This window comes from Kribbella polygonati (assembly GCF_050320105.1).
GTDB lineage: Bacteria > Actinomycetota > Actinomycetes > Propionibacteriales > Kribbellaceae > Kribbella.
This window is the reverse complement of sequence record NZ_CP190129.1, coordinates 4,345,940-4,372,808: the sequence shown is the minus strand read 5'-3', so window position 1 is coordinate 4,372,808 and position 26,869 is coordinate 4,345,940. Positions and strand designations below refer to the sequence as shown.

The following is a 26,869-nucleotide window of genomic DNA, read 5'->3' as shown; positions in this document are numbered from 1 at the left end:
GTCGAGAGGAGGGTGACGGCTGCTGTGCCTGGCGAAGGGCGTGACGGGCGCTCGGCCTGGCGAAGGCGTGACGGCTGCTCGGTCTGGCGAGGGGGTGGCGGCTGCTCTGGCCGGCGCGAGGGGGGCCTCTGTGGCGCCTGTGTTTGACGGGATTGGTTGGCTCAGTGATTATTGAGTCAATGGATGTTGAGCGATTTACGCTGACTGAGCGGGCCCGGATTCACGCTGCGCTCGGTGATCCGGTGCGTCTCGCGGTTGTGGACAGGCTGGTGGCCGGTGACGCTGCTCCCGGTGAACTCGGTGTTGCGTTGGATCTTCCGACCAACCTGGTCGCTCATCACCTGAAGGTGCTCGAGGATGCCGGTCTCGTCGTACGGACCCGTTCCGAGGGTGACAGGCGACGTACGTACGTGCGCCTCGAGCCCGAAGCCCTGGCGGCCATCACCACACCTCACCTGCTCGCGGCGAAGCGGGTCGTGTTCGTGTGCACCCAGAACTCGGCGCGCTCCCAGCTCGCCCAGGCGATCTGGTCCCGCCGCAGCCAGGTCCCCGCGGTCTCGGCCGGCACCGAACCCGCGGACCGGGTACACCCGCGCGCATCGAAGGTTGCCCGTCGGCACGGCCTCGATCCGGCCGGTTGGCGTACGTCGCGCCTGCAGGACGTCGTACGCCGAACCGACCTGCTGATCGCGGTCTGCGACAACGCCCACGAACACCTCGCCGCCGACCGACGGGCCCGCTTGCACTGGTCGATCCCGGACCCCGCGGCGGTGGATACCGACGCGGCTTTCGAGGCGGCGTACGTCGAGATCGCCGACCGGATCGACCGGTTGGCTCCCGCCGTGTCCGACTCCACCGGGAGCAAGCGATGACCGCGCCCGCATGGCGCAAGGTGCTCGCCGAGGCACTCGGTACCGGCCTGCTGGTCACCGTCGTGGTCGGCTCCGGAATCGCCGCCGCCAAGCTTTCGCCCGGTGACATCGGCCTCCAGTTGCTGGAGAACTCGTTCGCGACCGCGCTCGGGCTGGCCGTGCTGATCCTCATCTTCGGCCCGGTCTCCGGCGCGCACTTCAACCCCGTCGTCACCCTCGCGGACTGGTGGCTCGGCCGGCGTACCGGTACCGGCCGCACCGCATCGGAGGTGGCCGCCTATCTCTCCGCCCAGATCGTCGGCGGCATCGCCGGGGCGGTCCTGGCGAACTTGATGTACGGCGAAACCGCCGTGTCCTGGTCGACCACCCACCGCTCCGCCGGGCACCTGTACCTCGGCGAGACCGTCGCCACCGCCGGACTCGTCCTGCTGATCTTCACGCTCACCAGCACCGGCCGCGCCGCGAGCGTGCCGATCGCCGTCGGCGGCTACATCGGTGCGGCGTACTGGTTCACCTCATCCACCTCGTTCGCCAACCCCGCCGTGACGATCGGCCGGGCCTTCACCGACACGTTCGCCGGCATCGCGCCCAGCTCGGTCCCCGGCTTCGTCGCGTTCCAGTTCGTCGGCGCAACGATCGGCGTCGCCCTGGTCGTGGTCCTTCACCCCGAGGTCGTCGTACCTAAGACCGAAACCACAGCGGGAGCACCCTCATGAGCAAACCCAGCGTCCTCTTCGTCTGTGTCCACAACGCCGGGCGCTCGCAGATGGCCGCGGGCTGGCTGCGCCACCTTGCCGGTGACGCGGTCGACGTACGGTCCGCAGGTTCCGAACCCGCCGGTCAGCTCAACCCCGTGGCGGTCGAGGCCATGCGTGAGGTGGGGATCGACATCACCCAGGCCGTACCCCGGCTGCTCGAAGCGGACGTCGTGCAGGACAGCGATGTGGTCGTCACGATGGGCTGCGGCGATGCCTGTCCGTTCTACCCGGGCAAGCGGTACGAGGACTGGAAGCTGACCGACCCCGCCGGTCAGCCCATCGAGGTGGTCCGCCAGGTGCGCGACGAGATCCGGAGCCGCGTCGTCGCGCTGCTGGCCGAACTGAGTTGAGTTGTGCCAGAGGCGGGAGTTGAACCCGCACGCCCGGGGGCGCCGGCACCTAAAGCCGGTGTGTCTGCCGTTCCACCACTCTGGCTGAGGAGGCGTGGCGCCTCCCCTGGACGTACATCCTAGGGGAGGCTGCCGGGTCAGCGGCTCTGGAGGGCGTCGATGAAGACGCTCTTCAGGTCGCTGGGGTTCTTCGCGACGTACGCCTGGCCGCCGGTGGCCTGGGCGAGGGCGGTGAGCTCGTTCGCGTTCGCTTCGGGGCCCATACCGAGGGCGATGATGCGGACGGGACGGGACGGGTCCTGGAGGCCCTGGAGGGTCTGGACGGCCTGGGCCAGGGTCGGGCTGCCGGGGTCGTCGTTCTTGCCGTCGGTGAACAGCAGGATCGTGTTGACGGCGCTCGACTTGTACGTCTGGCGGACCTGGCGGACGGCCGCGATCGCGGTGTCGAACAGGCCGGTGCCGCCGCCGATGATCGGCTTCTGGCTGGTCAGCTGGCTGACGATGGTCGCGCGCTGGGCCTTGGTCAGCGGCGCGATCGGCACCAGCGGCTTGTAGTCGGCGTTGTCCGAGCCGATCTTGGTCGAGAACGTCCAGAGGCCGAGCTCGGCGCTGTCCGGGAACAGGTTCAGGCCGCTCGACGCCGCCTCGACGGTGAGCTGCCAGCGGGTCTTGTTGCCGACCTTCTCGGCCATCGAGCCGGAGACGTCGATGACGGCCAGCGAGTGCGTGGACAGCGACAGCCGGGTCCAGTTCTGCAGCGTGGTCTCGATCGCGGAGCTGGTCGGCTTGGTCAGCTGGGTGACGTCGCCGACGCCGCGGCCGCCGCTCAGCGGGCTGAGCGTGGTGTCGCGGAAGCCGGCCTGGTCGCGGGCCTGCGCAGCCGAGTCGGTCAGCAGTTCGGTGGCCAGCGCCTGCGCGGCGTCGCCCGCCTGCTGGCTGTCGGACTTCGCGGTGACGACGATCGGGTAGTCCAGCGTCAGCGTGCCCGTGGCAGGCAGGATCGCCTTCAGCTGGGCGTCCGGGTGCGCCTCCTGGTACTTCACGAAGCTCTGCTCGGACGCCGGTACGACGGTCTTGCTGCCGTCCTGGTCCGCCCGGCCGAACAGCGCGTTCACGTCCGTGTACGGCTTGGCCATCGAGCCGAGCTTCTGTGCCAGCGGTACGACGACCTGCGACACCTGGGTGTCCGACGCCGAAGTCTTCTGCCGCTCGGACTGCACCGCGAGCAGCGTGAGCGCGCCCGGCGAAGTGTTCAGCGGATCGAGCAGCGCCGGTTCGGTGGCGCCGAGCAGCCGCAGCCAGCTGGAGGTGTCGGCGAAGTTCGCGTCCCGGCCGACCAGCACCAGCGGTGAGGCGGCGATCGAGGGGATCGCGATGCTCGGGACGCTCTGCCCGTCGTCGGCCTGCGAGACCCACAGCGAGGAGTCCGGCACCCAGAGGTCCGGCCGGCTGTCGCTGCCGTGCGCGACGTCCCGGGCGACCGTCGACGACGGCACCGCGGTGATCGTGACCTGGTAGCAGGCGTTGCCGTCCTTGCCGCCCTTCGAGGACAGCGACTTGGCAGCGGCCTCGAGCGGGCCCTGCATCTCCGGCGTGGTGGACAGCCGGATCTGGGTCGGGTCGGAACAGGCCTTCCCGCCGCCGAGCAGGCCGTCGGTCCCGGAGCCGGCACCGAAGGACCGGACCACGAAGACCGCACCGAGTGACAACACGAGCAGCCCGACCGCGGTGAGGTACACCGTACGGCGGTTGCTGTTACGTCCCGTCACCGCAGAGGAGTGTTTTCCCATCGCGGCACGTCCCTCCCTCCCAGATGCTGCCAGAGGCTGACTGCGCGCGCAGATTACCGAATTTCCGCACGTCACGGTGGCGGCGGGAACTGTCGTGACACACCCGTCGCCGAACCGGAACCGTCTCCGGAGTACGGCTCTTTCACAGGAACGCTGTAAAACTCACCCTGTGTGCCGACTCTGCTGCGGTCCGCTGAGATCCGTCTGTGATCCAAATCACAGTGGCAGTTTGCTCAAACGACCGTTCCATGGACCACGGCCGTGAAACGGTCGAAAGTTTCCTACAACCCCAGGTCGCGGCGGAGTTTGGCGACGTGCCCGGTGGCCTTCACGTTGTACTGCGCGACCGCGATCTTCCCGTCCGGGTCGACGACGAACGTGGACCGGATCACCCCGGTCACCTTCTTCCCGTACATGGTCTTCTCGCCGAACGCGCCGTACGCCGTCAGCACCTCCTTGTCCGGGTCGCTGAGCAGCGGGAACGTCACCGCGTCGCGCTCGCGGAACTTCGCCAGCTTGGCCGGCTTGTCGGGGGAGATGCCGAGCACCGCGTACCCGGCGGCCTGCAGGGAGTCGAGCGAGTCGCGGAAGTCGCAGGCCTGCTTGGTGCAGCCCGGGGTCATTGCGGCCGGGTAGAAGTAGACGATCACGTTCTTGCCGCGCAGGTCCGCGAGCGCCACGTCGTTGCCGTCGGCATCGGGCAGCGTGAAGTCGGGTGCGGTGTCGCCGACGGACAGACGTTCGGACATGAGGTCCCTCCCACGGGTACGGATCGACTGCCGCCATGGTACGTGCGGTTAGCCTGAGGCGATGCGGGCCATGACAGTCACGCCGGGCAAGAGCGACTCGGCGGCAGTGGGCGACGTACCGGAGCCGCCGGTGGTCGACGGGTCGATCCTGGTGGAAGGCCTGCTGACAGGCATCTGCGGGACCGACCTCGAGCTGGTGACCGGGGCGTTCGGCAGCGGCCGGCCCGGGACGGACCGGCTCGTCATCGGGCACGAGTCGCTCGGACGGGTGCTGGAAGCGCCCGCGGGCTCGGGCTTCGCCACCGGGGACCTGGTGGCGGGAGTGGTACGCCGGCCTGACCCGGAGCCCTGCCCCGCGTGCGCGCGGGGCGAGTGGGATTTCTGCCGCAACGGGAAGTACACCGAGCGGGGTATCAAGGACATGGACGGGTACGGCGCCGAGCGCTGGCGGGTCGACCCGTACTTCGCCGTACCGGTGCCTGCCGCGCTCGGGAACCTCGGCGTACTCGTGGAGCCGGCCAGCATCCTCACGAAGGCGTGGGAGCAGGTGGATCGGGTAGGGCAGCGCTCTTGGTACGCACCGCAGCACGTGCTGGTCACGGGCGCCGGGCCGATCGGCCTACTGGCCGCTTTGATCGCACGGCAGCGCGGGTACGACGTACACGTGCTGGATCGGGTCGACGACGGGCCCAAGCCGGAGCTGGTACGAGAGCTCGGCGCGACGTACCTGACGGATCTGCAGCAGCTGGACGTCGTACCGGATGTGGTGATCGAGGCAACGGGTGTCGGGCAGCTCGTGTACGACTGTGCAGCGCTCCTGCCACCTGCAGGCGTCATGTGCCTCGCTGGGATCCACCCTGGCCCCGCGACTGTCGACGTACAGCTGGACGCGCTCGTACGGCAGCTGGTCGTGCGGAACGCCGCCCTCGTAGGCACGGTCAACGCCGGCAAGAGGCACTACGCGGACGCTGTGGACGTGCTGACCAGAGCCGACAGGTCCTGGCTGGAGCGGCTGGTCACCCGGACCGTACCGCTGTCCGAATGGCCGAAAGCGCTCGTCCGGGAAGCGACAGACATCAAGGTGGTCGTGGACTTGCGGAGCTGACCTGCGAGGATGGGTGTGACCAGGGGCAGATCGGGGCATGCCCCGCCGACGGAAGGGAGCCGACACGTGTCGGACACGAAGGCTCGGACCGCCGAGCAGATCGAGGCGGACATCGCCGCCACCCGGGAGCGCCTGGCCTCCACCGTGGACGAGCTGGTCGACCGGGCGAACCCGAAGGCCGTGCTCGAGCGTCAGGTCGAGCAGGCCAAGTCGCAGGTCTTCGACGAGGACGGGCAGCTGCGCACCCAGAAGATCGTCGCGGTCGCCGGTGCGGTCGTCGGCGTGGTCGGCGTCCTGCTGGTGATCCGCCGGCTGGTGGGCCGCCGGTGACTCCTCGCAAGCGGCTCTCCGACGACAAGCTGCCGATCCGGATGCTGCACGACCGGGTCCTGGTCTCCCTCGAGCAGGAGGGCGAGCGCAAGTCGTCGGCGGGCATCCTGATCCCCGCCACCGCCCAGATGGGCCGCCGCCTCGCCTGGGCGAAGGTGGTCGCGGTCGGCGCCAACGTGCGCACCGTGGAGGTCGGCGACCGGGTGCTGTTCGACCCGGAGGACCGGGCCGAGGTGGAGGTCCGCGGCGACGACTACGTGCTGCTGCGCGAGCGCGACCTGCACGCGGTCGCGGCCGGCCGCCTCGAGGACGGCCAGACCGGCCTCTATCTCTGAAAGCCGAACCGGGCCGGGGTCTCGCGGCCACCGGTCACCAGGTCACGGACGAACTGCCCGACCAGCGGCACGAACTTGAAGCCCTGGCCGGAGAACCCGGCGGCCACCGTGACCGGCCCGGCGCGGTCGATCACGAAGTCCGCCGTGGGCGTGTTGTCGTACAGGCAACTGATCGGCGTGGAACGGGTCGCGTCGAGCCCTGGGTACCACTCTTCGACGTACCGGAGCAGCTGTTCGTCCCGCACAGGCTCCGGCTGGAAGTCACGGGTGTCGGGATCCACCACAGGGCCTGTTGCGTGCAGCCCGACCTTCACGCCGGACCCTGGCTCGTAGAGGCCGTAGCTGGTCGGCCCGTGGTGTACGAAGCTCGGCCACTCCAACCCGGCCGACCGTGGCGCGAAGAAGCGTGGCTGTTCCTGTGTGACCGTGAACGGCGGCAACGACACCAGCCCTTGCACCAGCTTGGGGGTCCAGGGTCCGGCCGTCACCACCACGTGCCGCGCCCGCACAGCACCACCTGGTACGTCGAGCTCGACCAGACCGTCACGGGTCCGTAGCGCCCGTACTGGCGACTGCACGCGGAACTCGACGCCCGTGCGACCGGCCACGACCTGTAGCGCGTGAACTGCCCTCTCGGCGTACAAGCGCCCAGAACCGGGCTGGAAGAGCACAGGCGTCTCAAAACGGAACCCAGGCCACCGTTCTGCCGCTTCCGCCGCCGACAGCACCGTCCCGGTTGCCCCATGCAACGACCGGAAGACCTCCACCATGTCTTCACCGACGCCGTGGTCGATCCCACCTGTTTCCTCGAGCAGGGTCTCGCCGGACTCCGCTTCCAGCTGCCGCCACAACGGCCTGGCGCGTTCTGTCAGCTCAGCAATCTCGGCGTCGTCAACGGCGGCCCGGTACAACCTGGTCGCGCCGTGGGACCCGCCCCGCTCGTGCCCCAGGGTGAACTGCTCCAGTACGACGACCTCGCGGCCCTCGGCGGCCAGCGCCCAGGCGGCAGCGGATCCCATCGCTCCGGCGCCCACCACGGCTACGTCGTACGTCATCCGACCCCCCTTGGCCCAGAGGGGTAAGCCTAGACTGAGCCGGTGATCTTCGAGACCTCCAGCCGCCTGCCCGACTTCCCGTGGGACAAGCTCGCCCCCTACCAGCAGAAGGCGGCCGCGCATCCGGACGGGATCGTGGACCTGTCCGTGGGCAGCCCGGTGGACCCGGTGCCGGACCTGGTGAAGCAGGCGCTGGCCGACGCGGCGGACGCCCCGTCGTACCCGACGACGATCGGTACGCCGGCGGCGCGGCAGGCCGCGGTGGACTGGATGGAGCGGCGGCTCGGCGTCACCGGGGTCGACCCGACGAGCGGCGTGCTGCCCGTGATCGGCACCAAGGAGCTGATCATGATGCTGCCGACGCTGCTCGGCATCGGCGCCGGCGACACGGTCCTGATCCCGGACCTGGCCTACCCGACGTACGAGGCCGGTGCCGCGCTCGCCCGGGCGACCAGCGTGCCGGTCGCGGACCCGGCGGCGTACGACGGGCCGGTGCGGGTCGCGTACCTGAACTCGCCGCGCAACCCGTCCGGTGAGATCACCCCGGCGGCGGACCTGCGGCGCGCGGTCGAGTGGGCGCGGGCGAACGACGTCCTGCTGGTCAGCGACGAGTGCTACACCGAGTTCGGCTGGGACGAGAAGCCGGTGTCCGTGCTGCATCCGGACGTGTCCGGCGGCAGCCACGACAACCTGCTGGCGGTGCACTCGCTCTCGAAGCGGTCCAACCTGGCCGGGTACCGCGGCGGCTTCGTCGCCGGTGACCCGACGGTCGTGGCCGAGCTGCTCGCCGTCCGGAAGCACGCCGGGCTGATGGTGCCGTCCCCGATCCAGGCCGCGATGGCGGCGGCGTTCGCGGACGACGCGCACGTGGAGGAGCAGCGCGCCCGGTACCTGCGTCGCCGTGCGGTACTGCGGGACGCCCTGACCGAGGCGGGCTGGGAGATCACGCTGTCGAACGGCGGGTTGTACCTGTGGGCGTCGCATCCGTCGTACGACGCGTACGGGTCGGTCGGGGCGCTCGCGGACAAGGGGATCCTGGTCGCGCCGGGCGCGTTCTACGGGGCTGCGGGGGAGCGGCACGTGCGGGTGGCGCTCACCGGGACCGACGAGCGGGTCGACGCGGCGGTGAAACGGCTCTCGGAATAGAAAACTTCGCGGTTCCGTGTGACGTCTTCCTGGTGTGACCGCCTCTAACAGGGGTAGGTGATGTCAAGGGAGGGGAGGGCGCATGCGTTTGCATCTGCTCGGGGTCGTGGCGGTACTGCTGGCCGGTGTCACACCAACGCCGACACCAACACCAACGCCAACCGCAACGCCAACGCCAACGCCAACAGCAACACCGTCTCCAACGCCAACCCCCGCGGCCGTCACGCCGACGCCGACGCCGGAATGGTCGATCACGCTGGACCAGCCGGCCGCGTCCTGGGAGGACAAGCCGACCGTCTTCACCGGCAAGATCAGCAAGCCGATCACGGGCTCGTACGTCACGCTCTGGCAGCGCGTCCCCGGCGCCTGGGTGCTCCGCGGCTCGACCCGCACGACGACCGGCGGTGCCTACCGGTTCAGCTACGTCTCCGCCGCCACCGGCTCCTGGGCGTTCCGGACGATGATCGGCGTCAAGGCCGAGACGGCGCTCGCGATCTCCGACTACCGGACCGTCCCGATCCAGGACCGCAAGATCGTCCTCAACACCCCGGCGGCCTGGTACGCGACCCTCACCGGTGTCTCGGTGACCGGGAAGCTCGTCCCGGCCGAACCGGGCAAGGAACTCGCGCTCCAGCAGTACCTCGGCAGCGGCAAGTGGCAACTCCTGAACATCGCGACAATGGATGCCAAGGGCAACTTCCGGCTCCGGGTCCCGGACGACCTGCCGTCCACCCGCACCGTCCGCGTCGTCACCCGCGGCGTCACCCAGGCCGCGATGGAGTACTCCCCGCTCGCGAAGATCGTGGTCAAGGCGGCCCTCAACCCCAAGGTGTACGCCGTCTCCGCGGCGATGGTGCCGAACACGTACCGGGCCGGCTGCCCCGTGACGCCGTCGTCGCTGCGTCTGCTGCAGCTGAACTACTGGGGCTTCGACGGCCGCGTGCACCGCGGCGAGCTGATCCTCCGGGACGCCGCGGTCGCGAAGATGATCACGGTCTGGACGTCGACGTTCGCGGCGAAGTTCCCGATCCGGCAGATGCGCCGGGTGGACGTGTACGGCGGCAACGACGTCCGGTCGATGGCGGCCGACAACACGTCGGCGTTCAACTGCCGCCGGGTCACGGGTGATCCGTACTCGCTGTCGCCGCACTCGTACGGCTGGGCGATCGACATCAACACCGTCGAGAACCCGTACCTGGCCGCGAACGGCGTCTGGTACCCGTCGAACGGGCTCGCGTACCGCAACCGGGCGGTGGTGCGGCCGGGCATGCTGTTCGCGAACAGCGTGGCAACGAAGGCGCTGATCGGCCAGGGCTACTTCTGGGGCGCCGGCTGGGCCAAGCCCGACTACCAGCACTTCGAGCCGAAATGAAGGCCCTGGTAGCCGCGGGTGCGCTCACGCTCGTGCTGACGGGTTGCAGCTCCAAACCCGTTGCTGTGCAGCCGACTCCGTCACAGGCGACTCCGTCACAGGCGATCCCGAGTACGGTCAGCGGCACGGTGCCTGTCCCGACCAACACGCTGCCCACCGACGAGCCAACGGACGCAGCCGTCCCGCCACAGCTCCCGGAACAGGCGACAGCTCCGCCGCCGCCCAACGCCGGCCCGCTCACCGCCGACAACCTCCCAGCACCGGACAAGCTGGGCACCGGTTGGAAGACCTACGCCGACCCGGGCGGCGCAGAGGCCGGCTTTATCGGCAACAACACCTGGACCCGCCGCCGTGACCCACACCAGGCCTCGTACGAAGCCCTACCATCCGGCTGCTCCGGCCAACCGGTCAACGGCTCCCTACCGGTCCCCGCCTATGCCCTGACCGGCAGTTACCGCACTAACAACGCCCTCCCGGCCACAGCCCTGATCCTCCGCTTCAAAGATGCAACCAGTGCGGGCGCCTACTACAGGGGCTACCAAACCCGCATGCAAGCGTGCGGCCAAGGCGGCGACCTCTCCGTCCAGCAGCTCTGGGCCACCACCACAGCCGCGACCGCAGTACGGTCGTACGCTGCAGCGGAGTCCTATGTCGACGTGTCCGTCCTGAAGGGCGCGACAGTAGCCCTCCTGGCAACCACCTCAGCAACCGCAACCCAGCAGTCCGACTGGGCCCACACGGCAGCAGCCGCTTTGGAAGCCGTCATCGACTAGCGTCCATCACCGCCCGGGCGAACTCCCCTGGCGCCTCCTGCGGCACGTTGTGCCCGACGTCGAACGTCCGGTGCTCGTACCGCCCGACGAAGTGGTCCCGGTACGACGACCCGTTCCCGGCCGGCGTGAACGGGTCGTACTTCCCGTCGATCGTGATCGTCGGCACCGCGATCTTCGGCGTCTTCTGCAGCACGGACTCGAGCTCGGCGTACTCCGGTTCGGCCGGGATCAGGCTCTGCCGCCACCGGTAGTTCCCGATCACGATCGCCTCGTAGTCCGGGTTGCCGAACGCCGCCGCGGTCCGGGCGTACGTCGCCGCGTCGTACTTCCAGGTCGGCGAGTTGAACTTCCAGATGAATTCGCCGAGCTCGCGTTTGTACTCGTGCAGCCCCTGAACGCCGCGCTCGGTGGCGAAGTAGTACTGGTACCACCAGGCGTTCTCGGACGCGGGCGGCAGCGGCTGCTTGTTGAACTCCAGGTTGGTGATCAGGTACCCGGTGACCGATACCAGTGCCTGCACCCGCTCCGGCCACAGCGCCGCGATGATGTCCGCGGTCCGCGAGCCCCAGTCGAAGCCGGCGAGTACGGCGCGCCGGATGTGCAGGGCGTCCATCAGCGCGAGGATGTCGAGCGCGAACGCGGCCTGGTCCACGTTCCGGGGCGTCGAGGCCGAGCGGAACGTCGTACTGCCGTGGCCGCGGAGGTACGGGACGACGACGCGGTAGCCGCGGCGGGCGAGCAGCGGGGCGACCTCTTCGAAGCTGTGGATGTCGTACGGGAAGCCGTGCAGCAGGAGGACCGGGGTGCCGGTCGACGGGCCGAGTTCGACGTAGCCGACGTTCAGGACGCCGGCGTCGAGCTGCCGGACCGGCCCGAACGGGTGGACGGGCGCGGCGCTGCCGAGCAGCGGGGTCACCACGGCGGCAGCGCCGGTGGTCTTGAGGAGGGTGCGACGGCTGATGTTCATCAGAGACCTTTCCGAGTGGGTTCGTACTCACCCTCGCCCGGGACCGCCACGGGTCGCGCCCGTGAGAATCCCTGGTCAGTGATCAAAGATGTATTACCTTTCAGTATTTCGTGACCTACACTCCGGTTATGGGTGACTTCGACCGGTATGCCCGCCTGACCGCGCGGCTCGACGCGCCGTACGCCGTGATCGACCTGGCCGCGTTCGGCCGGAACGCCGACGACCTGGTCCGCCGGGCCGCCGGGACGCCGATCCGGATCGCCTCGAAGTCGGTCCGCTGCCGTCCGCTGATCGCCGCCGCGCTGGAGCGGCCCGGGTTCCACGGTGTGATGAGCTACGCGCTGCCTGAGGCGCTCTGGCTGGCCCGGAACGGCGTCGATGACATCCTGCTCGGATACCCGACCACGCACCGGACGGCGCTCCGCGAGCTCTCCGAGGACCCCGAGTCGGCGGCCCGGATCACGCTGATGATCGACTCGCCCGAGCACCTTGGCTATCTCCGGGCGACCGCGACCGGCACCGCCCGGCTCCAGGTCTGCCTGGACGTCGACGCCTCGCTGCGGATCTTCGGCCAGCACCTCGGCGTCCGCCGGTCGCCGCTGCGGACCCCGGCCGAGGTCGCGACGCTGGCCCGGACCGTCGCCGCCGACGACCGGTTCGAGCTGACCGGCGTGATGTTCTACGAGGCGCAGATCGCCGGGCTGCCGGACACCTCACCGGCCGTCCGCTGGGTGAAGCGCCGCTCGGCCGCCGAACTCGCCGACCGGCGCGGCGCGGTCGTCGACGCGGTCAAGCAGGTCGCGCCGCTGCGGATCGTGAACAGCGGCGGTACCGGCAGCCTGGAGATCAGCAGCGCCGACCCGGTCGTCACCGAGGTCACCGCCGGCTCCGGCCTGTACGGCCCGACCCTGTTCGACAAGTACGACGTCTTCCAGCCCGAGCACGCGATGGCGTACGCGCTGGACGTCGTCCGCCGGCCCGCGCCGCGGATCGCCACCCTCTTCGGCGGCGGGTATGTCGCCTCCGGCCCCGCCAAGAAGTCCCGGCTGCCGTCGCCCGCCGCGCCGGCCGGATTGAAGCTGCTCGGCACCGAGGGAGCCGGCGAGGTGCAGACCCCCGTGCAGGGCGCGGAGGCCGACCGGCTGCGGATCGGCGACCGGGTGTGGATGCGCTACGCGAAGGCAGGCGAGATGCTGGAGCGGTTCGACGTCGTGCATGCCGTCGAGGGCGAGGACGTCCAAGAGCTGAAGACCTACCGGGGCGAGGGGAAGAACTTCGGATGAGCACCTGGCGGAACTGGTCCGGCACCGAGTCGGCGACCGGCATCGAGACCCTGCGCCCCGGATCGGTCGACGAGCTCGCGGCGGCCGTGAAGACCGCGGCCGAACAGGGCAAGAAGCTGAAGGCGATCGGCTCCGGGCACTCGTTCACCGGGTGTTCGGTGCCGGAGCAGGTGATGATCCAGCTGGACGGCCTGTCCTCGATCCTGCACGCGGATCAGTCCTCCGGCCGCGTCACGGTCGGCGCCGGTACCGGTCTGCGCAAGCTCAACGCCGGCCTGGCCGCGTTCGACCTGGCGATGGCAAACCTCGGCGACATCGACAAGCAGACCATCTCCGGCGCGGTCTCCACCGGCACCCACGGAACCGGCGCGCGGCTCGGCGGCCTGGCCACCCAGATCGTGGGGCTCGACCTGGTCACCGCGGACGGCTCGGTCCTGCACTGCTCGGCCGAGGAGCACCCGGACGTGTTCGCGGCGGCCCGGATCTCGGTCGGCGCGCTCGGCGTGATCAGCGCGCTGACCCTGCAGTGCGTGCCCGCGTTCCTGCTCCGCGCCCAGGAGATGCCGCTGCCGCTGGCCGACGTACTCGACGGGTTCGACGAATTTGCCGACGGCAACGATCACTTCGAGTTCTACTGGTTCCCGCACACGGAGATCGCGCTCACCAAGCGGAACAACCGGGTCGGCGCGGACGTCGCGGCGGCGCCGGTCGGCCGGGTCCGCGGCTGGGTCGACGACGAACTGCTGTCCAACAAGGTCTTCGAGCTGACCAACCGGCTCGCGGTACGGCGGCCCGCGACGGTGCCGCGGATCAACCAGCTCGCGTCCCGCGCCCTGTCCGCCCGGGAGTACGTCGACGCGTCGTACAAGGTGTTCTGTTCCGAGCGGAACGTGGTGTTCCGCGAGTCGGAGTACGCCGTACCGCGGGAGCACGTGGTCGAGGTGCTGCGCCGTCTGCGGGACTGGATCGACGCGTCCGGCGAGCGGATCCCGTTCCCGATCGAGGTCCGGGTGGCGGCGCCGGACGACATCTGGCTGTCCACCGCGTCCGGCCGGGCGACGGCGTACATCGCCATCCACCAGTACCACCGGCTGCCGCACGACCCGTACTTCAAGGCCTTCGAGAACATCGTCGCCGACTACGGCGGCCGCCCGCACTGGGGCAAGCTGCACACGCTCACCGCCGACGACCTGCGCGCCCGGTACCCGCACTTCGACGACTTCCTCGCCGTCCGCGACCGCCTCGACCCGAACCGGGTCTTCGAGAACGCCTACACGAGGCAGGTCTTCGGCGCTTAACCTGCGGGCATGGAGCTCGCACCGGTGGTCGAGGATTGGCAGCAGGCGCTCGCGGTCGTCGCGCACCCGGACGACCTGGAGTGGGGGTTCGCGGCGGCGATCGCGCGCTGGACCCAGCAGGGCAAGCAGGTCGTGTACAGCCTGCTCACCTCGGGCGAGGCCGGCATCGACGGCGTCGACCCGGCCGAGTGCGGCCCGCTCCGGGAGGCCGAGCAGCTCGAGTCGTCCCGGATCGTCGGGGTGTCCGCGGTCGAGTTCCTCGGACAGCCGGACGGCACCCTCGAGTACGGCGTCGCGCTCCGCCGCGTGATCACCGCGGCGATCCGCCGGCACCAGCCGGAGATCGTCATCACGAACAACTTCCGCGACACCTGGGACGGCGACGCGGTGCTGAACCAGGCCGACCACATCACCACCGGCCGGGCGACGCTGGACGCGGCCCGGGACGCCGCGAACCGGTGGATCTTCCCGGACGCCGGCGAGAAGTGGGGCGGCGTACGGCAGGTCTGGGCGGCCGGCTCGCCCGACGCGCGGCACGGGGTGGACACGACCGCGACGTTCGACCTCGGGCTGCGGTCGCTCGAGGCGCACCGGGCTTACATCGACGGGCTCGACCAGACCTTCGATCCGGAGGAGTTCCTCGAAGGCGCCGCGCGTCCGGCCGGCACGCTGCTCGGCACGAAGTACGCGGCGCGGTTCGAGGTCTTCAGTCTGTGAGCGGCCGGTGCTCCTGCAGGTGCGGCGGCGTCGGCTTCGGCCGGCGCGGCTCGCGGTCGCCGGCGGTGCCCGGGCCGGGTGGGTTGTTCGGGCCGGCCCAGGAGCGGACCAGCTCCCGGCCGCCCTTGCGGGTCATCCGGACCAGGTCGATCCGCTGGACCTGGCCGGCCGGGATGCCGAGCTGGGCGAGGCTGCGGTTCGCCATCGCGCAGGCCGCGTCGTGCTTGCGCGGCGACAGCTTCTGCTGCAGGACGATCGCGATCGAGCCGTCCGGCAGGTCCTCGATCCGCTGGAACCGCATCCCCTTGTCCAGCGACCAGGAGTGCAGGGCCAGGTTGACGTAGTCGGCGTTGGAGAGTCGCCGATCAGGCTTCGCACGCGCCACCACTTCGTATCGGGCCATGTCCCGATCATCCGTCGGCAGCGCCGGGATTTCCAGGAATCTGCCGTCAGCGAAGTGCGTCGATCGCCGCCGCGACCTGTTCCGGGTCGGAAATCGGCGTCAGATGGTTCGCGTTCGGGATCAGCGTCGGGGCGGGTGCGCCGATCCGGGTCGCGGTCTCGGCCGCGTTGCCGCCGTTGGTGTCGTTCGCGCCGAACACCACCGACTTGGGGAGCTTCAGGTCCTTCAGCTTGGCCAGCCGGTCGGGCGCGACCGCGGGGATCCCGTTCGCGGTCATCTGCCAGACGGCCTGCTCGGCACCGGGCTGCCGGAACGGACGGGTCCACTCGTCGACGTCCATCCGCGGGCAGTTCGGGGAGCAGACGCTGTTGTAGATCTTCTGCAACAGCCAGCCCTGGTCGAGCACCAGCCGGAAGAGCGACGTCCGGTACGGCGGGATGATCAGCCAGCGTGGCGGTCCTGCCTTCCCGCCCGGCAGCGGCAGGCCGTCGCCGTCCAGGAACATGATCCCGCCGACCCGGCCCGGCGCCTCCAGCGTCGCCTCGGCCGCGACCCCGGCGCCGAGCGAGTGCCCGACCAGGATCGGCCGCGGCTCACCGGGCCCGCCGAGGTGCATCGCGTCCAGGAACCCGAGCAGCTGCCCCGCGAGATGCTCGATCGTGTACGGCGCCTTGCGCTCGGAGTACCCGTAGCCGGTGATGTCGTACGCGTACACGCGGTGGGTCTTCGCGAGCAGCGGCACCAGTCGTGACCACGTGTCGACGGACTCCGCGGCACCGTGGACGAGCACCACGGGCGAGCCCGACGTACCCCAGGTCTCGTACCGGGTGTTGATGCCGCCGGCCTCGACGTACTTCAGCCCAGGCGGAGGCGCGGCCGTTCCGTTGGTGGCGAAGTTGTAGCCGAACGACGCGACGGTGACGATCAGCCAGAGCCCCAGGAGTCCCAGAAACCCCCGCCACAGGAACCGTTTCACCGCCCCAGTGTTACAGGTGCACGATCCGTCCGGCCTCGGCGAATACCGTGGGGGAGGCCAGGGACTGCCAGCGGGGGAGTTGTTCCTGGAGGAAGGGGCGCAGCGTCACGGCGCGTTTCGCGTCGTTGTCGAGGACGTCGAGCTCGTTGACGATGGTCAGGTCGACGAAGTCCCGCAGGTCCGCGGCGCCGAGCTCCTCCGACGTGCCGGTGAAACGGTCGGTGACCGTGCGGTGCTCGGCGAGGTCCCGCCAGGTCGTCTCCCGGTCGCAGGCGCCGTACCGATAGACGATCGCCTCGGCCTCCGGGCCGATCACGGACTCCAGCACCGGCCGCTCGGTCTGCCAGTCGAACAGGTGTGTCGGGTAGCCGTCGGTGCCGTACGCCGCGTGCGCCAGCCCGGCCAGCGCCAGCGTGTCGGAGGCGCCGAGCGACCCGAGGCGCTTGGCAACCCGGTGCAGGTGCACGTACAGCGTGCCGCCCGCATGGTCGAGCTCGTCGGCGCCGCGCACCAGCAGCAGCGAACCCAGGTCCTCGAGAGTGCCCATCTGACCCCTTCTCACCCCGGAGCGGCCAAATCCCGCAGGTCACCTACGGTAAGGCCTCCGCCCGCGCCCTGCCCACCACTTCGGCGTGCCGTTCCGGTCACACCGTGTTCATGCCCCGTTCCCCAGTCGTTGCCGTCGGCAAGGAGCGAGGGTACGACGGGTCCGCTCGAGGAGCATCAGGTTCGCCGCGTGCCGCGGACGCGGACGCGATCCAGCAGCCGTGACCGGCCGCGACCAGGAGCCGCGCCGAGTGGGTCGAGAACACGCTCCCGGTGCAGGCGCTCCTCGGGCGTATCGCCTGCGAGTCGTCCCCGATCTGCGGCTACAGGAACGCCGCGTCCGCACGTCCGGGCTCAAGCGCGTCGCCAGCCCGAGACGAACCTACGGAGCGTGCTGACCACCCCAGGCCCGGTAAGTGGTCCCAGAACCCGCCCGCAACCACCTCACACAGTTGCGGACGGGTCCTGTACCCAGCATCCCCCGTAGTGGTCAGGGAAGGTGACTACCACGGGGAGTCTTCTTGTCGGGAGGGTGCTGAGGTCAGTCCAGGTCGGCGAGGGCCTTGCGGGCCGCCTCGAGCTCCGCCTCGAGCGCGGCGACCTTGGCGGCCTGCTGCGAGCGGGCCTCCTCGATCACCTCGTCGATCGGGGTCGACAGGTCCTCGTGCAGCTCCTTGGCGGCCCGCGACACCGCGGCCGCGGCGACGGCCAGGTCACGCGCCAGGTACGTCGTGCCCTGCTTGAGCTCGGCGTGCCACTCGCCGTCGGCCGTACCGGTGACGGTCAGCGTGAGCTCGATGGTCTTGGTCTTCTTGCCGGCCGCCTTCTTCGCCGGAGCCTTCCTCGGCTTCGGCGCCTCGGTGATCTCGGCGGTTTCGACGGGGGTCTCGACCGGAGTCTCGGCAATCTCGGGAGTGTCGGCGAGGTCCGAGGGCGCTTCTACTGCAAAGGTGTCTACAGTCATCGTTGCGGCGATCTCCTTCTGACTGGCTGGACGCCTATTAGAACATATGTTCGACAGGCACGCCAACCAGCTTGCGAAGGAAGCGATCGACCTGCTCGTCCAGTGGCGGCAACGAGGCCTCCGGCTCGTTGATCCGGATCGACACCGCTCCGTGCACCGCCGAGCGCAGGTCGAGCGCCACGGCCGCCGCGTCGTCCGCCGGCGCGAGTCCCGCGTCCATGCACGCCTGGACGGCGGCGATCGCGCGGACCGACAGCTCCTCCTTGAAGATCAGGTGCATGCGCCGGTTCAGGGTGCTCTCGTGCAGCACCTTGTAGAGCCCGGCGTACTCCCGCGTCCAGCTGCCGAGGAACAGCAGCCGCGCGCGTAGCCGCCGTACCGGATCCTCGCCGGCGCTGTCCTCGGCCTGTTCGAGGTCGCGCAGCAGGTCGACGGTGCTCCGCTCGAGCGCCGAGAACACCAGCTCGTCGCGGTCGGCGAAGTGGATGTAGACCGACGTTGCCGCGATCCCGACCTCACGGGCGACCGCCCGCAGCGACAGTGCCTCGTCGTCGCCGAGCTCGTTCAGCATCCGCAGCGCCGCGTCGATGATCTCGCGCCGCAGCAGCTCACCCTGCCCACGCCGGTTCCGGCTCCGCGTCGTCGCACCGTCCATGAATCCGATTGTATTGCAACGCACGTTGCCCTACAGTCGTAGCACTACAGCTGTTCACTTAAGGATCGACGATGAGCGAACGCAACAAGCAGACCGTCCTCGACTTCTACGAGGTGGGCCTGAACCAGAAGGACTTCCACGCCGCCGCCGAGCTGCTCGGCGACCACTACGTGCAGCACAACCCGCGGATCGCGGACGGGATCGAGGGGTTCGAGGAGTTCGTCGGCACGCTCCGCCGGGACTTCCCGGAGCTGACGGCGGAGGTCAGGCGGATCTTCGCCGACGGCGACCACGTGATCGCGCACGTCCGCGGCGTCCGGGTGCCCGGGCAGCCGGCGACCGCGATCGTCGACATCTTCCGGCTGGACGCGAACGGCCGGATCGTCGAGCACTGGGACGTCATGCAGCCCGTCCCGGACGCCTCCGCGAATCCGAACGGAATGTTCTGATGACGCAGGCCGGCACGCGCCGGTGGTGGGCGTTGGGGGCGGTTGCGGCCGCTCAGTTGATGGTCGGGATCGACCTGACGATCGTGAACATCGCGCTGCCGTCGATGCAGCAGGACCTGGGGATGTCGGACCCGGCACGGCAGTGGGTGATCACGCTGTTCGCGCTCGGGTACGGCGGGTTCCTGCTGCTCGGGGGCCGGATGAGCGACCTGATCGGCCGGCGGCGAGCGCTCCTGATCGGACTGACCGGTTTCGCGGCCGCTTCCGCGCTGGGCGGCGCCGCCACGAGCGGATCCATGCTCCTGGCCGGACGAGCGTTGCAGGGCGTCTTCGGCGCGCTCCTGACCCCGGCTGTGCTCGCCACGCTGGCGGCCTCGTTCCCGCTGCCGGCCGAGCGTGGCAAGGCGTTCGGCATCTACGGCGCGGTCATGGGCAGCGCCTCGGGCCTGGGCGTCCTGGCCGGCGGCGTGCTCACGCAGTACCTGGACTGGCGGTGGTCCATGTACGTGAACGTCCCGATCGCCGTTCTGGCGGCGGCAGGCATCCTGTACGCCGTCCGCCCGGCGCCACGCACCAGCGGAGTGCGTGTCGACGTACTGGGTGCACTGCTGGCGACCGCGGGACTGATGGCCGTCGTGTTCGGGTTCGCCCGAGCGGAGTCGGACGGCTGGGGCGCACAGGTGACCTACGCGTCGCTAGACGCGGGCGTTGCCCTGCTGGCGGCGTTCTTGGCAGTGCAGGCTCGGGTGAGCAACCCGCTGTTGCCACTGAGGGTCCTACAAGACCGCAAGCGCGGCGGCTCGTACCTGGCCGTGTTCAGCCTGGCCATCGGCATGTTCGCCGCGTTGTTCTTCCTGACGTTCTACCTGCAGACCGTCCGCCACTACTCACCGATCAAGGCCGGGCTGAGCTTCCTGCCGTTGACAGTCGGCCTGATGGTCGGCGTACGCGCGGTGAGTCGGCTGCTTGCGAAAGCCAGCGTAAGAGCGCTCATCTGCCCCGGCCTGCTCACCATCGCAGCAGGGCTCGCGCTCTTGGGGTGGCTGCAACCAGACAGCAGTTACTGGCTCCATGTGATGCCCGTGTTCCTGCTGGTCGGTCTTGGGACCGGCTGGGTGCTGGTGACCGCCAACAGCACCGCCACCCTCGGCGCCGGCTCCGACAGTGCGGTAGCCGGCGCCATGGTGATGACGTCGCAACAGGTTGGTGCATCACTCGGTACTGCGTTGCTCAGCACCGTCGCGGCCGGTCACGGGTTCAACGTGGCCAGCCGTGGCGCTGCGGCCTTCCTGTGTGTTGCTGCGGTCGTCGTCTACTGGGTGCTCTCGGAACGGTCGCCCGACCACTCCAGGTGGAAGCTGCCCTCCCGGTCGATGCGCTTGTAGGTGTGCGCGCCGAACAAGTCGCGCAGACCCTGGATCAGCGCGGCCGGGAGGCGCTCCGCCCGCAGGCCGTCGTAGTACGACAGTGCCGCGGAGAAGCCGGGAGCCGGTACGCCGACCGTGGCCGCGGTCGCGACCACCCGGCGCCACGCCTCCTGGCCGCTGCCGACCGCGTCCCGGAAGTAGTCGTCGACGAGCAGCGACGGCAGCTCCGGGTTCCGGTCGTACGCCTCCTTGATCCGGTCCAGGAACCGGGCCCGGATGATGCACCCGCCGCGCCAGATCTTCGCCATCGCGCCGAGGTCGATGTCCCAGCCGTACTCGTCGCTGGCGGCCCGGATCGCGTCGAAGCCCTGCGCGTACGCGACCAGCTTCGACGAGTACAGCGCGTGCCGCACGTCCTCGATGAACTGGTCCCGATCGACATCGGCCTTCACGTCACCCGGCCCGGGCAGGACGCCGGCGGCCGCTTCCCGCCGTACGACGTCACCCGACAGCGAGCGGGCGAAGACGGCCTCGGCCATGCCACTGACCGGGATGCCCAGGTCGAGCGCGGACTGGACCGTCCAGCGGCCGGTGCCCTTCTGTTCGGCCTGGTCGAGGACGACGTCCACGAACGGGCCGCCGGTGGCCGGGTCGGTCTGGCTCAGCACCTCGGCGGTGATCTCGATCAGGAACGACTCGAGGTCGCCGGTGTTCCAGTCCCGGAACACGTCCGCGAGCTCGGCCGGGGACAGCCCGAGCACGTGCCGGAGCAGGTCGTACGCCTCCGCGATCAGCTGCATGTCGGCGTACTCGATGCCGTTGTGCAGCATCTTGACGAAGTGGCCGGCGCCGTCCGGGCCGACGTGCACGCAGCACGGCTCGCCGTTCACGTGGGCGGAGATCTTGGTCAGCATCGGCTCGAGCGCGGCGTACGACTCGGGGGAGCCGCCGGGCATGATGCTCGGGCCGTTCAGCGCGCCCTCCTCGCCGCCGGAGACGCCGGAGCCGACGAAGTGCAGCCCCTTCTCCTTGAGCGCGGCCTCGCGCCGCCGGGTGTCCAGGAAGTGCGCGTTGCCGGCGTCGACGACGATGTCGCCCTCGTCGAGCAGCGGCACCAGTTCGTCGATGACCGCGTCGGTCGGGGCGCCGGCCTTGACCATCACGATCACCCGGCGCGGCGGCTCCAGCGACTCGACGAAGCCGGCCAGGTCGGTGGACGGGACGAACTCGCCCTCGGAGCCGAACTCCGCGACCAGCGAGTCGGTCCGCGCCTGGGACCGGTTGTGCAGGGCGACACGGAACCCGTTGCGCGCGAGGTTCCGGGCCAGGTTCCGGCCCATCACCGCGAGGCCGGTGACGCCGATCTGGGCTTTGGCAGAGCTCATCGAATCTCCCGCAAGTCTGAAGTTGTGTGCGGGGTCCAGTCTGCCTGAGGCCTTCTCATCGGGAAACATCGGTGGTAAACATCTCAGAAATCGATTTCCCATCACGAAGGAACCCGCCCATGCTCCGTCGTGCCATCGCCCTCATCGCCTGCGCACTGCTGGCCTTGCCCACCACCGCGTCGGCAGCTCCACCGGGAAACGACAACGGCCCGGTCGGCTGGGACGTGTACCGGAATCTGGACCGGTTGCCCGAGCTGCAGACCGGCGTCCGCACCAAGCAGTTCTCCAGCTTCGGCCGCGACGGCACCAACAACGACGGCTTCGACGGCACCTACTCCTGCCTGCGTACGACGTCCGCCGGCTGCGTGATCGCCGAGGCGAGCGGCGCCGGCGAGGTCGCGTCGATCTGGTTCACCCGCGACGACGGCAACGTGACGAAGACCGGGACGATCACGGTCGAGCTGGACGGGAAGCAGGTGCTGCACGGTTCGCTGCAGGACATCGTCGACGGCAAGCTCGGCGCCCCGTTCAGCTACCCGCTGGTCGCGAACGGCGTGCAGTCCAGCGGCGGTGTGTACATCCGGGTGCCGATGCCGTACCGGTCCTCGATGCGGATCACCACCCAGAACAACCCGCTCTTCTACCACGTCGACTACCGCCAGTTCCCGGACGCGAACGGCATCCGGACGTTCGACCCGACCGACAAGGCCGCGGACGTCCTCAGCCTGCTGAACGCCGCCGGCACGAAGGACCCGAAGCCGGCCCAGCCCGGCGCGCGGGCCACCGCCACCCCGCTGAACCTTGCCCCGGGCAAGCAAGTGACACTGGCCGACACGTACGGTCCCGGTGAGCTGAGCGCGCTCCGGCTGAAGCTGCCCGACATCGTCGGCCTGGACCTGAAGAGCCTCGCGGACGACGGCCGGGCGTTCCTCGGCGGCAGCTCGTTCACGATGAAGATCGACCCGAACAACACCGGCGTGAGGCTGACCCGGCGGATGGACCTCCGGATCGGCAACCAGCGCGCGAAGATCCTCGTCGACGGCGCACCGGCCGGAGAGTGGGCGCCGCTGAAGGCACAGGGCGCGCAGTGGTACGACCAGACCGTCGACCTGCCGGCCGCGCTGACCGCGGGCAAGTCGCAGATCACGATCACCAACCAGTTCGTCTCGTCCGACCTGGACTTCAACGAGTTCGCCTACTGGGTGGACTCCGGCGACAAGCTGGACGTCGGCCCCAACCACGTCGCCGACGAGCAGGCCCACAACTACACGATCACCCAGCAGAACTGGAGCGGCGAGCACGCGATGACGTACGCCGCGACCGACGCCGACGCGGCCCGCGTGAAGCCCTCCGACACGCTGCTCGCCGGCGTCCGCGTCCAGGTCACGATCGACGGCCAGCTGCGCGTCGACGCCCCGCTCGGCGAGTTCTTCGGCTCCGGCCTAGGCGAGAACCCGGTCCGCGCGCTCTTCTTCGCGATGGACCCGAACGGCTGGTACTCCTCCTGGTGGCCGATGCCGTACGCCGCCCGCGCGACCGTGACGCTGGTGAACCCGACGGCGTACCCGCTGAAGGGCCAGGCCGAGGTGACCGCCGCACGCGACGGGAGCAAGGCGGCCGAGCTGGCGACCGGGAAGATCGGGTACTTCACCGCGATCTCGAAGCGCGGCGAGACCACCCAGGGCAGCGACTGGACGTTCGCGGACGTGGCCGGCCGCGGGAAGTTCGTCGGCGTCTCGCAGACCATGGAGGGTTTGCTTGCCGACGGCAACACCCGCGGGTACCTCGAGGGTGACGAGCGGGTGTACGCCGACGGCGAGCGGACGCCGGCCATCCACGGCACCGGGACCGAGGACTTCTACGAGTCCGGCTGGTACTTCAACGCGGGCACGTACTCGACGCCGTTCCACGGGAACTCCGCGCACGAGGTCCGGGCCGGGTTCTGCACGAACGAGTGCGACGGCGCGTGGCGGCTGCACATCACCGACTCGGTCGCGTTCGAGAACCAGCTCGACTTCGGCATCGAACACGGTCAGCAGGACGACCATCCGGCGATCTACGGCTCGACCGCGTTCCTCTACAAGGCCGCCGGCTTCGGCGCCCGCGAGACCGACCGCATCGACGTAGGCTCCGCCACAAGCCGCGATCAGCACGCTTACACCGACAACGCCACGCAAGCCGACCTCACCTCGGTCTACGAAGGCGACCACGACGACATCACCCTCACCGACCAGGTCCGCTCCACCACCCAACCGATCCACTTCACCGTCCACACGGACCCAGCCAACCGCGGCGTCACCCTGCGCCGAACCAGTGACCAGAGCAGTCCTGGGCAATCAGTACAGGTGCTTGTCAACGGCAAGGATTCGGGCACCTGGCTGCAACCGCTCGGCAACACCCACCAACGTTGGCTCGACGACAACTACCAGCTCCCGGCAGCACTCACGGCCGGCCGCGACCACCTGGACATCGAACTCCGACCCACCGGCCCGGCGTGGACGGCGTCGTCGTACGTCGTCCAGTCCCTCACCCAGCCGTACGCCGACCACAAAGCCCCAGCGGCCGTCTCCGGGCTCACCGCCACCGGCCGACCCGACAACGCGATCAACGTGACGTGGTCGGACGTGCCGGACGAGAGTGGGATCGCGTACTACACCGTGTACGGGACGAAGGCAGGCGGGACCGAGAAGTTGCTGGGGACGAGTCCGCTACCCGGCTTCCTGCACCGAGGCCTAGGACTGGGTGAGAGCTGGAGCTATCGGGTGGCGGCTGTTGATCTGGCGGGGAATGTGGGGGTCAAGTCGGCCGCTGTAGCTGGGACCAGCGGGCGGACCTTGCGGGTCGAAGGCGAGTCGATGCTGCCGCCCGTGTCCTCGACGGTTGCCGTTGACCCGCAGGGGAACTGTTGTGGCGTCAGCTGGTCGGGCGGCGCGCAGGCGTGGATCCACGGGGCGAAGGCCGGCGACAAGGCCGTGTTCGCGTTCACCGTCCCGACGACCGGCAGCTACCAGTTGTCGACCGTACTGACGAAGGCCGCGGACTACGCCACCGTCGACGTCCAGGTGGACGGCGGCAGTCCGGTGTCGTTCGACGGGTACCAGGCCTCGGGTGTCGGTACGCAGACCGTTGACTTCGGCACCGTTCAGCTGAACGCGGGCACGCACCAGTTCACCGTGACAGTTACCGGCAAGAACGCGGCAGCTATCGGCTACCTCGCCGGGGTCGACGTGCTCAACCTTAAGCTCGGCGCGTGAACCCTTTGGAAGGACGCCGTACCGCGCTCGTCCTGATCGACCTGATGCCACGGATCGTCGGGTTGGAGACCGCGCCGCTGAGCGGTCCCGACGTACTGGAACGGTCCGTGGCGCTGGCCGCGGCGACCCGGGAAGCCGGCGGGCTGGTGGTGAACGTCCGGGTCGAACGCCCGGGCGTCGAGGTCCAGCCCGACGGCAGCGGCTTCGCGCCCGGCGCCGAGCCGCGGCCGGGTGACCTGGAGATCGTGAAACGCACGATCGGCGCCTTCGGCCGGACGGCGCTCGACGCCGAGCTCCAGTCCCGCGGCATCGCGAACGTCGTCCTGGCCGGGATCGCCACGAACTTCGGCGTCGAGTCGACCGGGCGCGCGGCGTCCGACCTCGGCTACGAGACAGTCTTCCTCACCGACGCGATGACCGGTCTCGACGGCGACGCGCACGCTTTCGCGGTCAGCTACGCTTTCCCCCGGTTGGGCAGCACCTGTACCGCGGCGGAGTATCTGGAAGCGTTGGGAGTCTGATGAGTTCGTTCGACGTACTGCTGGACGACGAACGGACCCAGCTGGAGGCGTTCCTCGAGGAGCATCGCAGTGCGATCGAGGCGACGCTGGACGGGCTGACCGAGGAGCAGGTCCGCCGCCGGCTGGTGCCGTCGGCGACGACGCTGCTCGGGCTGCTGAAGCACCTCACGTGGATGCAGCGGGTGTGGTTCGAGGAGTGCGTCGGCGGCAAGTCTCGGCGGGAGCTCGGGATGGGGCAGAACCCGGACGGCTCGTTCCGGCTGGCCGACGACGAGACGATCGCGTCGCTGACGGCCGCGCACCAGCAGGCGTGCGCGACCGCGCGGGAGATCGCCGCCGGCTTGCCGCTGGACACGGTCGTCACCGGGCACCCGAGAGGCCCGCGCACCCTCCGCTGGGTGTACCTGCAGGTCCTGCGCGAGTTCGCCCAGCACCGCGGCCACGCCGACATCCTGCGCGAACAACTCCTAGCCGAATAGCCGACCGTTCTCCCGCACCCATTCCTGCAACGTGCGGCCCGGGTGACCGGTGACGTCGGCAACGGTCGTGGTCACCGAGGTCTCGTCGATCGTGCCGTCGCCGAAGAACGACTCGATCGCGGCGGCGTACGGCCCGGGCATCGTGGCCCGCAGCTCCGCGTGCGTCTCCGCACGACTCATCGGGTACGCCGTCAACGGCCGGCCGAGGCCCTCCGCGAGGACCGCGACCTGCTCGACCGGCGTCAGCGCGACCGGCCCGGTGAGCCGCAGTACCTCCGAATCGTGCGCCCCGTGCAGCGCCCGGACCGCGACGTCCCCGATGTCGAGCGGATGGATCGTCGACACCGGTACGCCGGGGAACTGCACGCGGATCTCGTCGCCCGCGCGGAGCTGGTCGCGCCAGCGCAGCGTGTTCGACATGAACGAGTTCGGCCGCAGGAACGTCCACGCCAGCCCGGACGCCCGGACGGCCTCCTCGGTGGCGTGGTGGTACGCCGCGACCGCGTTCGTCAGCTCGCCGTCGAGCGAGCTGCTGGACAGTACGACGACCTTCCGGACCCCGGCCCGCACCGCGTTCGCGAGTAATTCGGCGAGCCGTTCGTAACCGCTGAGCAGGAAAATCCCGGTGGCCCCGGCTAATGCGCCGGCGAAGGATTCCGGCCGGTTGAGGTCGCCCGTCACCGGCTCGATCCCGGGCGGGAGCTGTGTCGTGGTCCGGACCAACCCGCGGCCCGGGATGCCCTGTGCGGCCAGCGATCGCGCCACCGCGCCGCCGGCGTTTCCGGTCGCGCCCGTAATCAGGATCGTCATTGCCCAACCCTGACACAAAAAGCCGGACCGGTAATAGCAGGAATCTTTTGTCCGTACATTACAGCGGAATGTCGATCCGTTATCGATCGTGTTCATGTCCCGCTTCGGTCTAGTTCACTACGCGTTGTCCGCATCTGGTGACGCTCCATACCGACCGCGC

General features: G+C 69.7%; 28 protein-coding genes and 1 tRNA gene. 17 read left to right on the top strand and 12 right to left on the bottom strand.

Annotated elements, in window-relative coordinates; all coding sequences use genetic code 11:
* The first annotated feature begins 179 nt into the window (after positions 1 to 179).
* Genes ACQHIV_RS20740 through ACQHIV_RS20730 form a run of 3 tightly spaced genes read left to right on the top strand, consistent with a single transcriptional unit; the run spans position 180 to position 1,980 of the window.
* Positions 180 to 872: a helix-turn-helix domain-containing protein gene (locus tag ACQHIV_RS20740; RefSeq protein WP_427884622.1), complete on the top strand. Its 693-nt coding sequence runs from the start codon at positions 180 to 182 to the stop codon at positions 870 to 872.
* Complete coding sequence (locus ACQHIV_RS20735) at positions 869 to 1,588, top strand: MIP/aquaporin family protein (RefSeq protein WP_427884621.1); 720 nt, start codon at positions 869 to 871, stop codon at positions 1,586 to 1,588. The genes ACQHIV_RS20740 and ACQHIV_RS20735 overlap by 4 nt, the downstream gene beginning before the upstream one ends.
* Entirely contained in the window at positions 1,585 to 1,980 is a 396-nt protein-coding gene (locus ACQHIV_RS20730) for an arsenate reductase ArsC (protein WP_427884620.1), read from the top strand. Before ACQHIV_RS20735 ends, ACQHIV_RS20730 begins: the two co-directional genes overlap by 4 nt.
* A 4-nt stretch (positions 1,981 to 1,984) precedes the next feature.
* Here the strand turns inward: ACQHIV_RS20730 and ACQHIV_RS20725 are convergent.
* The 3 genes from ACQHIV_RS20725 to bcp form a co-directional block, all read right to left on the bottom strand.
* Positions 1,985 to 2,065 (bottom strand) — tRNA-Leu (locus ACQHIV_RS20725).
* Positions 2,066 to 2,117: 52 nt separating this feature from the next.
* Positions 2,118 to 3,749, bottom strand: a complete 1,632-nt coding sequence (locus ACQHIV_RS20720) for a substrate-binding domain-containing protein (protein ID WP_427884619.1) — start codon at positions 3,747 to 3,749, stop codon at positions 2,118 to 2,120.
* A gap of 302 nt (positions 3,750 to 4,051) precedes the next feature.
* Complete coding sequence (bcp, locus tag ACQHIV_RS20715) at positions 4,052 to 4,519, bottom strand: thioredoxin-dependent thiol peroxidase (RefSeq protein ID WP_380191323.1); 468 nt, start codon at positions 4,517 to 4,519, stop codon at positions 4,052 to 4,054.
* Between the two features lie 61 nt (positions 4,520 to 4,580).
* On the opposite strand from bcp, the gene ACQHIV_RS20710 reads away from it, so the two are divergent.
* The 3 genes from ACQHIV_RS20710 to ACQHIV_RS20700 all read left to right on the top strand — a co-directional run bounded on the left by ACQHIV_RS20710 (position 4,581) and on the right by ACQHIV_RS20700 (position 6,289).
* On the top strand, positions 4,581 to 5,624 hold the full coding sequence (locus ACQHIV_RS20710; RefSeq protein ID WP_427896373.1) for a glucose 1-dehydrogenase: 1,044 nt from the start codon (positions 4,581 to 4,583) through the stop codon (positions 5,622 to 5,624).
* A 66-nt stretch (positions 5,625 to 5,690) separates the two neighbouring features.
* Entirely contained in the window at positions 5,691 to 5,954 is a 264-nt protein-coding gene (locus tag ACQHIV_RS20705) for a DUF3618 domain-containing protein (protein ID WP_380191319.1), read from the top strand.
* Complete coding sequence (locus ACQHIV_RS20700; protein ID WP_427896371.1) at positions 5,951 to 6,289, top strand: GroES family chaperonin; 339 nt, start codon at positions 5,951 to 5,953, stop codon at positions 6,287 to 6,289. Before ACQHIV_RS20705 ends, ACQHIV_RS20700 begins: the two co-directional genes overlap by 4 nt.
* Here ACQHIV_RS20700 and ACQHIV_RS20695 read toward each other — a convergent pair.
* Complete coding sequence (locus ACQHIV_RS20695; protein WP_427896369.1) at positions 6,280 to 7,344, bottom strand: FAD-dependent oxidoreductase; 1,065 nt, start codon at positions 7,342 to 7,344, stop codon at positions 6,280 to 6,282. The two genes, ACQHIV_RS20700 and ACQHIV_RS20695, sit on opposite strands and share 10 nt — an antisense overlap.
* Before the next feature lie 45 nt (positions 7,345 to 7,389).
* Here ACQHIV_RS20695 and dapC point away from each other — a divergent pair, with 45 nt between their 5' ends.
* From dapC to ACQHIV_RS20680, 3 genes are all read left to right on the top strand, one after another.
* On the top strand, positions 7,390 to 8,490 hold the full coding sequence (gene dapC / locus ACQHIV_RS20690; protein WP_427896534.1) for a succinyldiaminopimelate transaminase: 1,101 nt from the start codon (positions 7,390 to 7,392) through the stop codon (positions 8,488 to 8,490).
* 82 nt (positions 8,491 to 8,572) lie between these two features.
* Positions 8,573 to 9,862, top strand: coding sequence for a M15 family metallopeptidase (locus ACQHIV_RS20685; RefSeq protein WP_427896367.1), 1,290 nt, complete (start codon positions 8,573 to 8,575; stop codon positions 9,860 to 9,862).
* Positions 9,863 to 9,990: 128 nt separating this feature from the next.
* Positions 9,991 to 10,635: a hypothetical protein gene (locus tag ACQHIV_RS20680; RefSeq protein WP_427896364.1), complete on the top strand. Its 645-nt coding sequence runs from the start codon at positions 9,991 to 9,993 to the stop codon at positions 10,633 to 10,635.
* On the opposite strand, the gene ACQHIV_RS20675 is transcribed toward ACQHIV_RS20680, so the two are convergent.
* A complete protein-coding gene (locus ACQHIV_RS20675; RefSeq protein ID WP_427896363.1) occupies positions 10,625 to 11,602 on the bottom strand; it encodes an alpha/beta fold hydrolase in 978 nt (325 codons plus the stop codon). The genes ACQHIV_RS20680 and ACQHIV_RS20675 overlap by 11 nt on opposite strands.
* Before the next feature lie 128 nt (positions 11,603 to 11,730).
* On the opposite strand from ACQHIV_RS20675, the gene ACQHIV_RS20670 reads away from it, so the two are divergent.
* From ACQHIV_RS20670 to ACQHIV_RS20660, 3 genes are read left to right on the top strand one after another with little or no spacing between them, the layout of a single operon-like run.
* On the top strand, positions 11,731 to 12,885 hold the full coding sequence (locus ACQHIV_RS20670; protein WP_427896362.1) for an amino acid deaminase/aldolase: 1,155 nt from the start codon (positions 11,731 to 11,733) through the stop codon (positions 12,883 to 12,885).
* Positions 12,882 to 14,183 (top strand): D-arabinono-1,4-lactone oxidase, encoded by a 1,302-nt coding sequence (locus ACQHIV_RS20665; RefSeq protein WP_427896360.1) that lies wholly within the window; start codon positions 12,882 to 12,884, stop codon positions 14,181 to 14,183. The genes ACQHIV_RS20670 and ACQHIV_RS20665 overlap by 4 nt, the downstream gene beginning before the upstream one ends.
* 9 nt (positions 14,184 to 14,192) lie before the next feature.
* Positions 14,193 to 14,900, top strand: coding sequence for a PIG-L deacetylase family protein (locus ACQHIV_RS20660; protein ID WP_427896358.1), 708 nt, complete (start codon positions 14,193 to 14,195; stop codon positions 14,898 to 14,900).
* On the opposite strand, the gene ACQHIV_RS20655 is transcribed toward ACQHIV_RS20660, so the two are convergent.
* From ACQHIV_RS20655 to ACQHIV_RS20635, 5 genes are all read right to left on the bottom strand, one after another.
* Positions 14,890 to 15,303, bottom strand: a complete 414-nt coding sequence (locus ACQHIV_RS20655; protein ID WP_427896356.1) for a hypothetical protein — start codon at positions 15,301 to 15,303, stop codon at positions 14,890 to 14,892. The two genes, ACQHIV_RS20660 and ACQHIV_RS20655, sit on opposite strands and share 11 nt — an antisense overlap.
* Before the next feature lie 46 nt (positions 15,304 to 15,349).
* Positions 15,350 to 16,279: an alpha/beta fold hydrolase gene (locus ACQHIV_RS20650; RefSeq protein WP_427896354.1), complete on the bottom strand. Its 930-nt coding sequence runs from the start codon at positions 16,277 to 16,279 to the stop codon at positions 15,350 to 15,352.
* Between the two features lie 10 nt (positions 16,280 to 16,289).
* A complete protein-coding gene (locus tag ACQHIV_RS20645) occupies positions 16,290 to 16,826 on the bottom strand; it encodes a DUF6817 domain-containing protein (RefSeq protein WP_427896353.1) in 537 nt (178 codons plus the stop codon).
* A gap of 540 nt (positions 16,827 to 17,366) precedes the next feature.
* Complete coding sequence (locus ACQHIV_RS20640; protein ID WP_427896351.1) at positions 17,367 to 17,789, bottom strand: DUF6319 family protein; 423 nt, start codon at positions 17,787 to 17,789, stop codon at positions 17,367 to 17,369.
* 37 nt (positions 17,790 to 17,826) lie between these two features.
* Complete coding sequence (locus ACQHIV_RS20635) at positions 17,827 to 18,444, bottom strand: TetR family transcriptional regulator (RefSeq protein WP_427896349.1); 618 nt, start codon at positions 18,442 to 18,444, stop codon at positions 17,827 to 17,829.
* Positions 18,445 to 18,515: 71 nt separating this feature from the next.
* Between ACQHIV_RS20635 and ACQHIV_RS20630 the strand changes: the two genes are divergently transcribed.
* Together ACQHIV_RS20630 and ACQHIV_RS20625 are read left to right on the top strand one after the other, a co-directional pair.
* The gene (locus ACQHIV_RS20630; RefSeq protein ID WP_427896347.1) at positions 18,516 to 18,893 is read left to right on the top strand and encodes a nuclear transport factor 2 family protein; all 378 of its coding nucleotides are present in this window, start codon (positions 18,516 to 18,518) and stop codon (positions 18,891 to 18,893) included.
* Positions 18,893 to 20,278 carry an MFS transporter gene (locus tag ACQHIV_RS20625; protein ID WP_427896345.1) on the top strand — a complete coding sequence of 462 codons (1,386 nt, stop codon included), beginning with the start codon at positions 18,893 to 18,895 and terminating at the stop codon, positions 20,276 to 20,278. Before ACQHIV_RS20630 ends, ACQHIV_RS20625 begins: the two co-directional genes overlap by 1 nt.
* On the opposite strand, the gene gndA is transcribed toward ACQHIV_RS20625, so the two are convergent.
* A complete protein-coding gene (gndA, locus tag ACQHIV_RS20620) occupies positions 20,206 to 21,645 on the bottom strand; it encodes an NADP-dependent phosphogluconate dehydrogenase (RefSeq protein WP_427896343.1) in 1,440 nt (479 codons plus the stop codon). The genes ACQHIV_RS20625 and gndA overlap by 73 nt on opposite strands.
* A 119-nt stretch (positions 21,646 to 21,764) precedes the next feature.
* Between gndA and ACQHIV_RS20615 the strand changes: the two genes are divergently transcribed.
* From ACQHIV_RS20615 to ACQHIV_RS20605, 3 genes are read left to right on the top strand one after another with little or no spacing between them, the layout of a single operon-like run.
* Positions 21,765 to 24,899 carry a DUF2961 domain-containing protein gene (locus tag ACQHIV_RS20615; RefSeq protein WP_427896341.1) on the top strand — a complete coding sequence of 1,045 codons (3,135 nt, stop codon included), beginning with the start codon at positions 21,765 to 21,767 and terminating at the stop codon, positions 24,897 to 24,899.
* Positions 24,896 to 25,420, top strand: a complete 525-nt coding sequence (locus ACQHIV_RS20610; protein ID WP_427896339.1) for an isochorismatase family protein — start codon at positions 24,896 to 24,898, stop codon at positions 25,418 to 25,420. Before ACQHIV_RS20615 ends, ACQHIV_RS20610 begins: the two co-directional genes overlap by 4 nt.
* Positions 25,420 to 25,899 (top strand): DinB family protein, encoded by a 480-nt coding sequence (locus ACQHIV_RS20605; protein WP_427896338.1) that lies wholly within the window; start codon positions 25,420 to 25,422, stop codon positions 25,897 to 25,899. Before ACQHIV_RS20610 ends, ACQHIV_RS20605 begins: the two co-directional genes overlap by 1 nt.
* Here ACQHIV_RS20605 and ACQHIV_RS20600 read toward each other — a convergent pair.
* Positions 25,888 to 26,709: an NAD(P)H-binding protein gene (locus ACQHIV_RS20600; RefSeq protein WP_427896337.1), complete on the bottom strand. Its 822-nt coding sequence runs from the start codon at positions 26,707 to 26,709 to the stop codon at positions 25,888 to 25,890. The genes ACQHIV_RS20605 and ACQHIV_RS20600 overlap by 12 nt on opposite strands.
* Positions 26,710 to 26,869: the final 160 nt, after the last annotated feature.

Excerpts from the sequence above, each read along its gene's own strand:
- ACQHIV_RS20740 (WP_427884622.1), top strand. The coding sequence starts at position 180 with ATGGATGTTGAGCGATTTACGCTGACTGAGCGGGCCCGGATTCACGCT.
- ACQHIV_RS20735 (WP_427884621.1), top strand. The coding sequence starts at position 869 with ATGACCGCGCCCGCATGGCGCAAGGTGCTCGCCGAGGCACTCGGTACC.
- ACQHIV_RS20730 (WP_427884620.1), top strand. The coding sequence starts at position 1,585 with ATGAGCAAACCCAGCGTCCTCTTCGTCTGTGTCCACAACGCCGGGCGC.
- bcp (WP_380191323.1), bottom strand. The coding sequence starts at position 4,519 with ATGTCCGAACGTCTGTCCGTCGGCGACACCGCACCCGACTTCACGCTG.
- ACQHIV_RS20710 (WP_427896373.1), top strand. The coding sequence starts at position 4,581 with ATGCGGGCCATGACAGTCACGCCGGGCAAGAGCGACTCGGCGGCAGTG.
- ACQHIV_RS20695 (WP_427896369.1), bottom strand. The coding sequence starts at position 7,344 with ATGACGTACGACGTAGCCGTGGTGGGCGCCGGAGCGATGGGATCCGCT.
- ACQHIV_RS20685 (WP_427896367.1), top strand. The coding sequence starts at position 8,573 with ATGCGTTTGCATCTGCTCGGGGTCGTGGCGGTACTGCTGGCCGGTGTC.
- ACQHIV_RS20675 (WP_427896363.1), bottom strand. The coding sequence starts at position 11,602 with ATGAACATCAGCCGTCGCACCCTCCTCAAGACCACCGGCGCTGCCGCC.
- ACQHIV_RS20670 (WP_427896362.1), top strand. The coding sequence starts at position 11,731 with ATGGGTGACTTCGACCGGTATGCCCGCCTGACCGCGCGGCTCGACGCG.
- ACQHIV_RS20665 (WP_427896360.1), top strand. The coding sequence starts at position 12,882 with ATGAGCACCTGGCGGAACTGGTCCGGCACCGAGTCGGCGACCGGCATC.
- ACQHIV_RS20660 (WP_427896358.1), top strand. The coding sequence starts at position 14,193 with ATGGAGCTCGCACCGGTGGTCGAGGATTGGCAGCAGGCGCTCGCGGTC.
- ACQHIV_RS20655 (WP_427896356.1), bottom strand. The coding sequence starts at position 15,303 with ATGGCCCGATACGAAGTGGTGGCGCGTGCGAAGCCTGATCGGCGACTC.
- ACQHIV_RS20645 (WP_427896353.1), bottom strand. The coding sequence starts at position 16,826 with ATGGGCACTCTCGAGGACCTGGGTTCGCTGCTGCTGGTGCGCGGCGCC.
- ACQHIV_RS20640 (WP_427896351.1), bottom strand. The coding sequence starts at position 17,789 with ATGACTGTAGACACCTTTGCAGTAGAAGCGCCCTCGGACCTCGCCGAC.
- ACQHIV_RS20635 (WP_427896349.1), bottom strand. The coding sequence starts at position 18,444 with ATGGACGGTGCGACGACGCGGAGCCGGAACCGGCGTGGGCAGGGTGAG.
- ACQHIV_RS20630 (WP_427896347.1), top strand. The coding sequence starts at position 18,516 with ATGAGCGAACGCAACAAGCAGACCGTCCTCGACTTCTACGAGGTGGGC.
- ACQHIV_RS20625 (WP_427896345.1), top strand. The coding sequence starts at position 18,893 with ATGACGCAGGCCGGCACGCGCCGGTGGTGGGCGTTGGGGGCGGTTGCG.
- gndA (WP_427896343.1), bottom strand. The coding sequence starts at position 21,645 with ATGAGCTCTGCCAAAGCCCAGATCGGCGTCACCGGCCTCGCGGTGATG.
- ACQHIV_RS20615 (WP_427896341.1), top strand. The coding sequence starts at position 21,765 with ATGCTCCGTCGTGCCATCGCCCTCATCGCCTGCGCACTGCTGGCCTTG.
- ACQHIV_RS20605 (WP_427896338.1), top strand. The coding sequence starts at position 25,420 with ATGAGTTCGTTCGACGTACTGCTGGACGACGAACGGACCCAGCTGGAG.
- ACQHIV_RS20600 (WP_427896337.1), bottom strand. The coding sequence starts at position 26,709 with ATGACGATCCTGATTACGGGCGCGACCGGAAACGCCGGCGGCGCGGTG.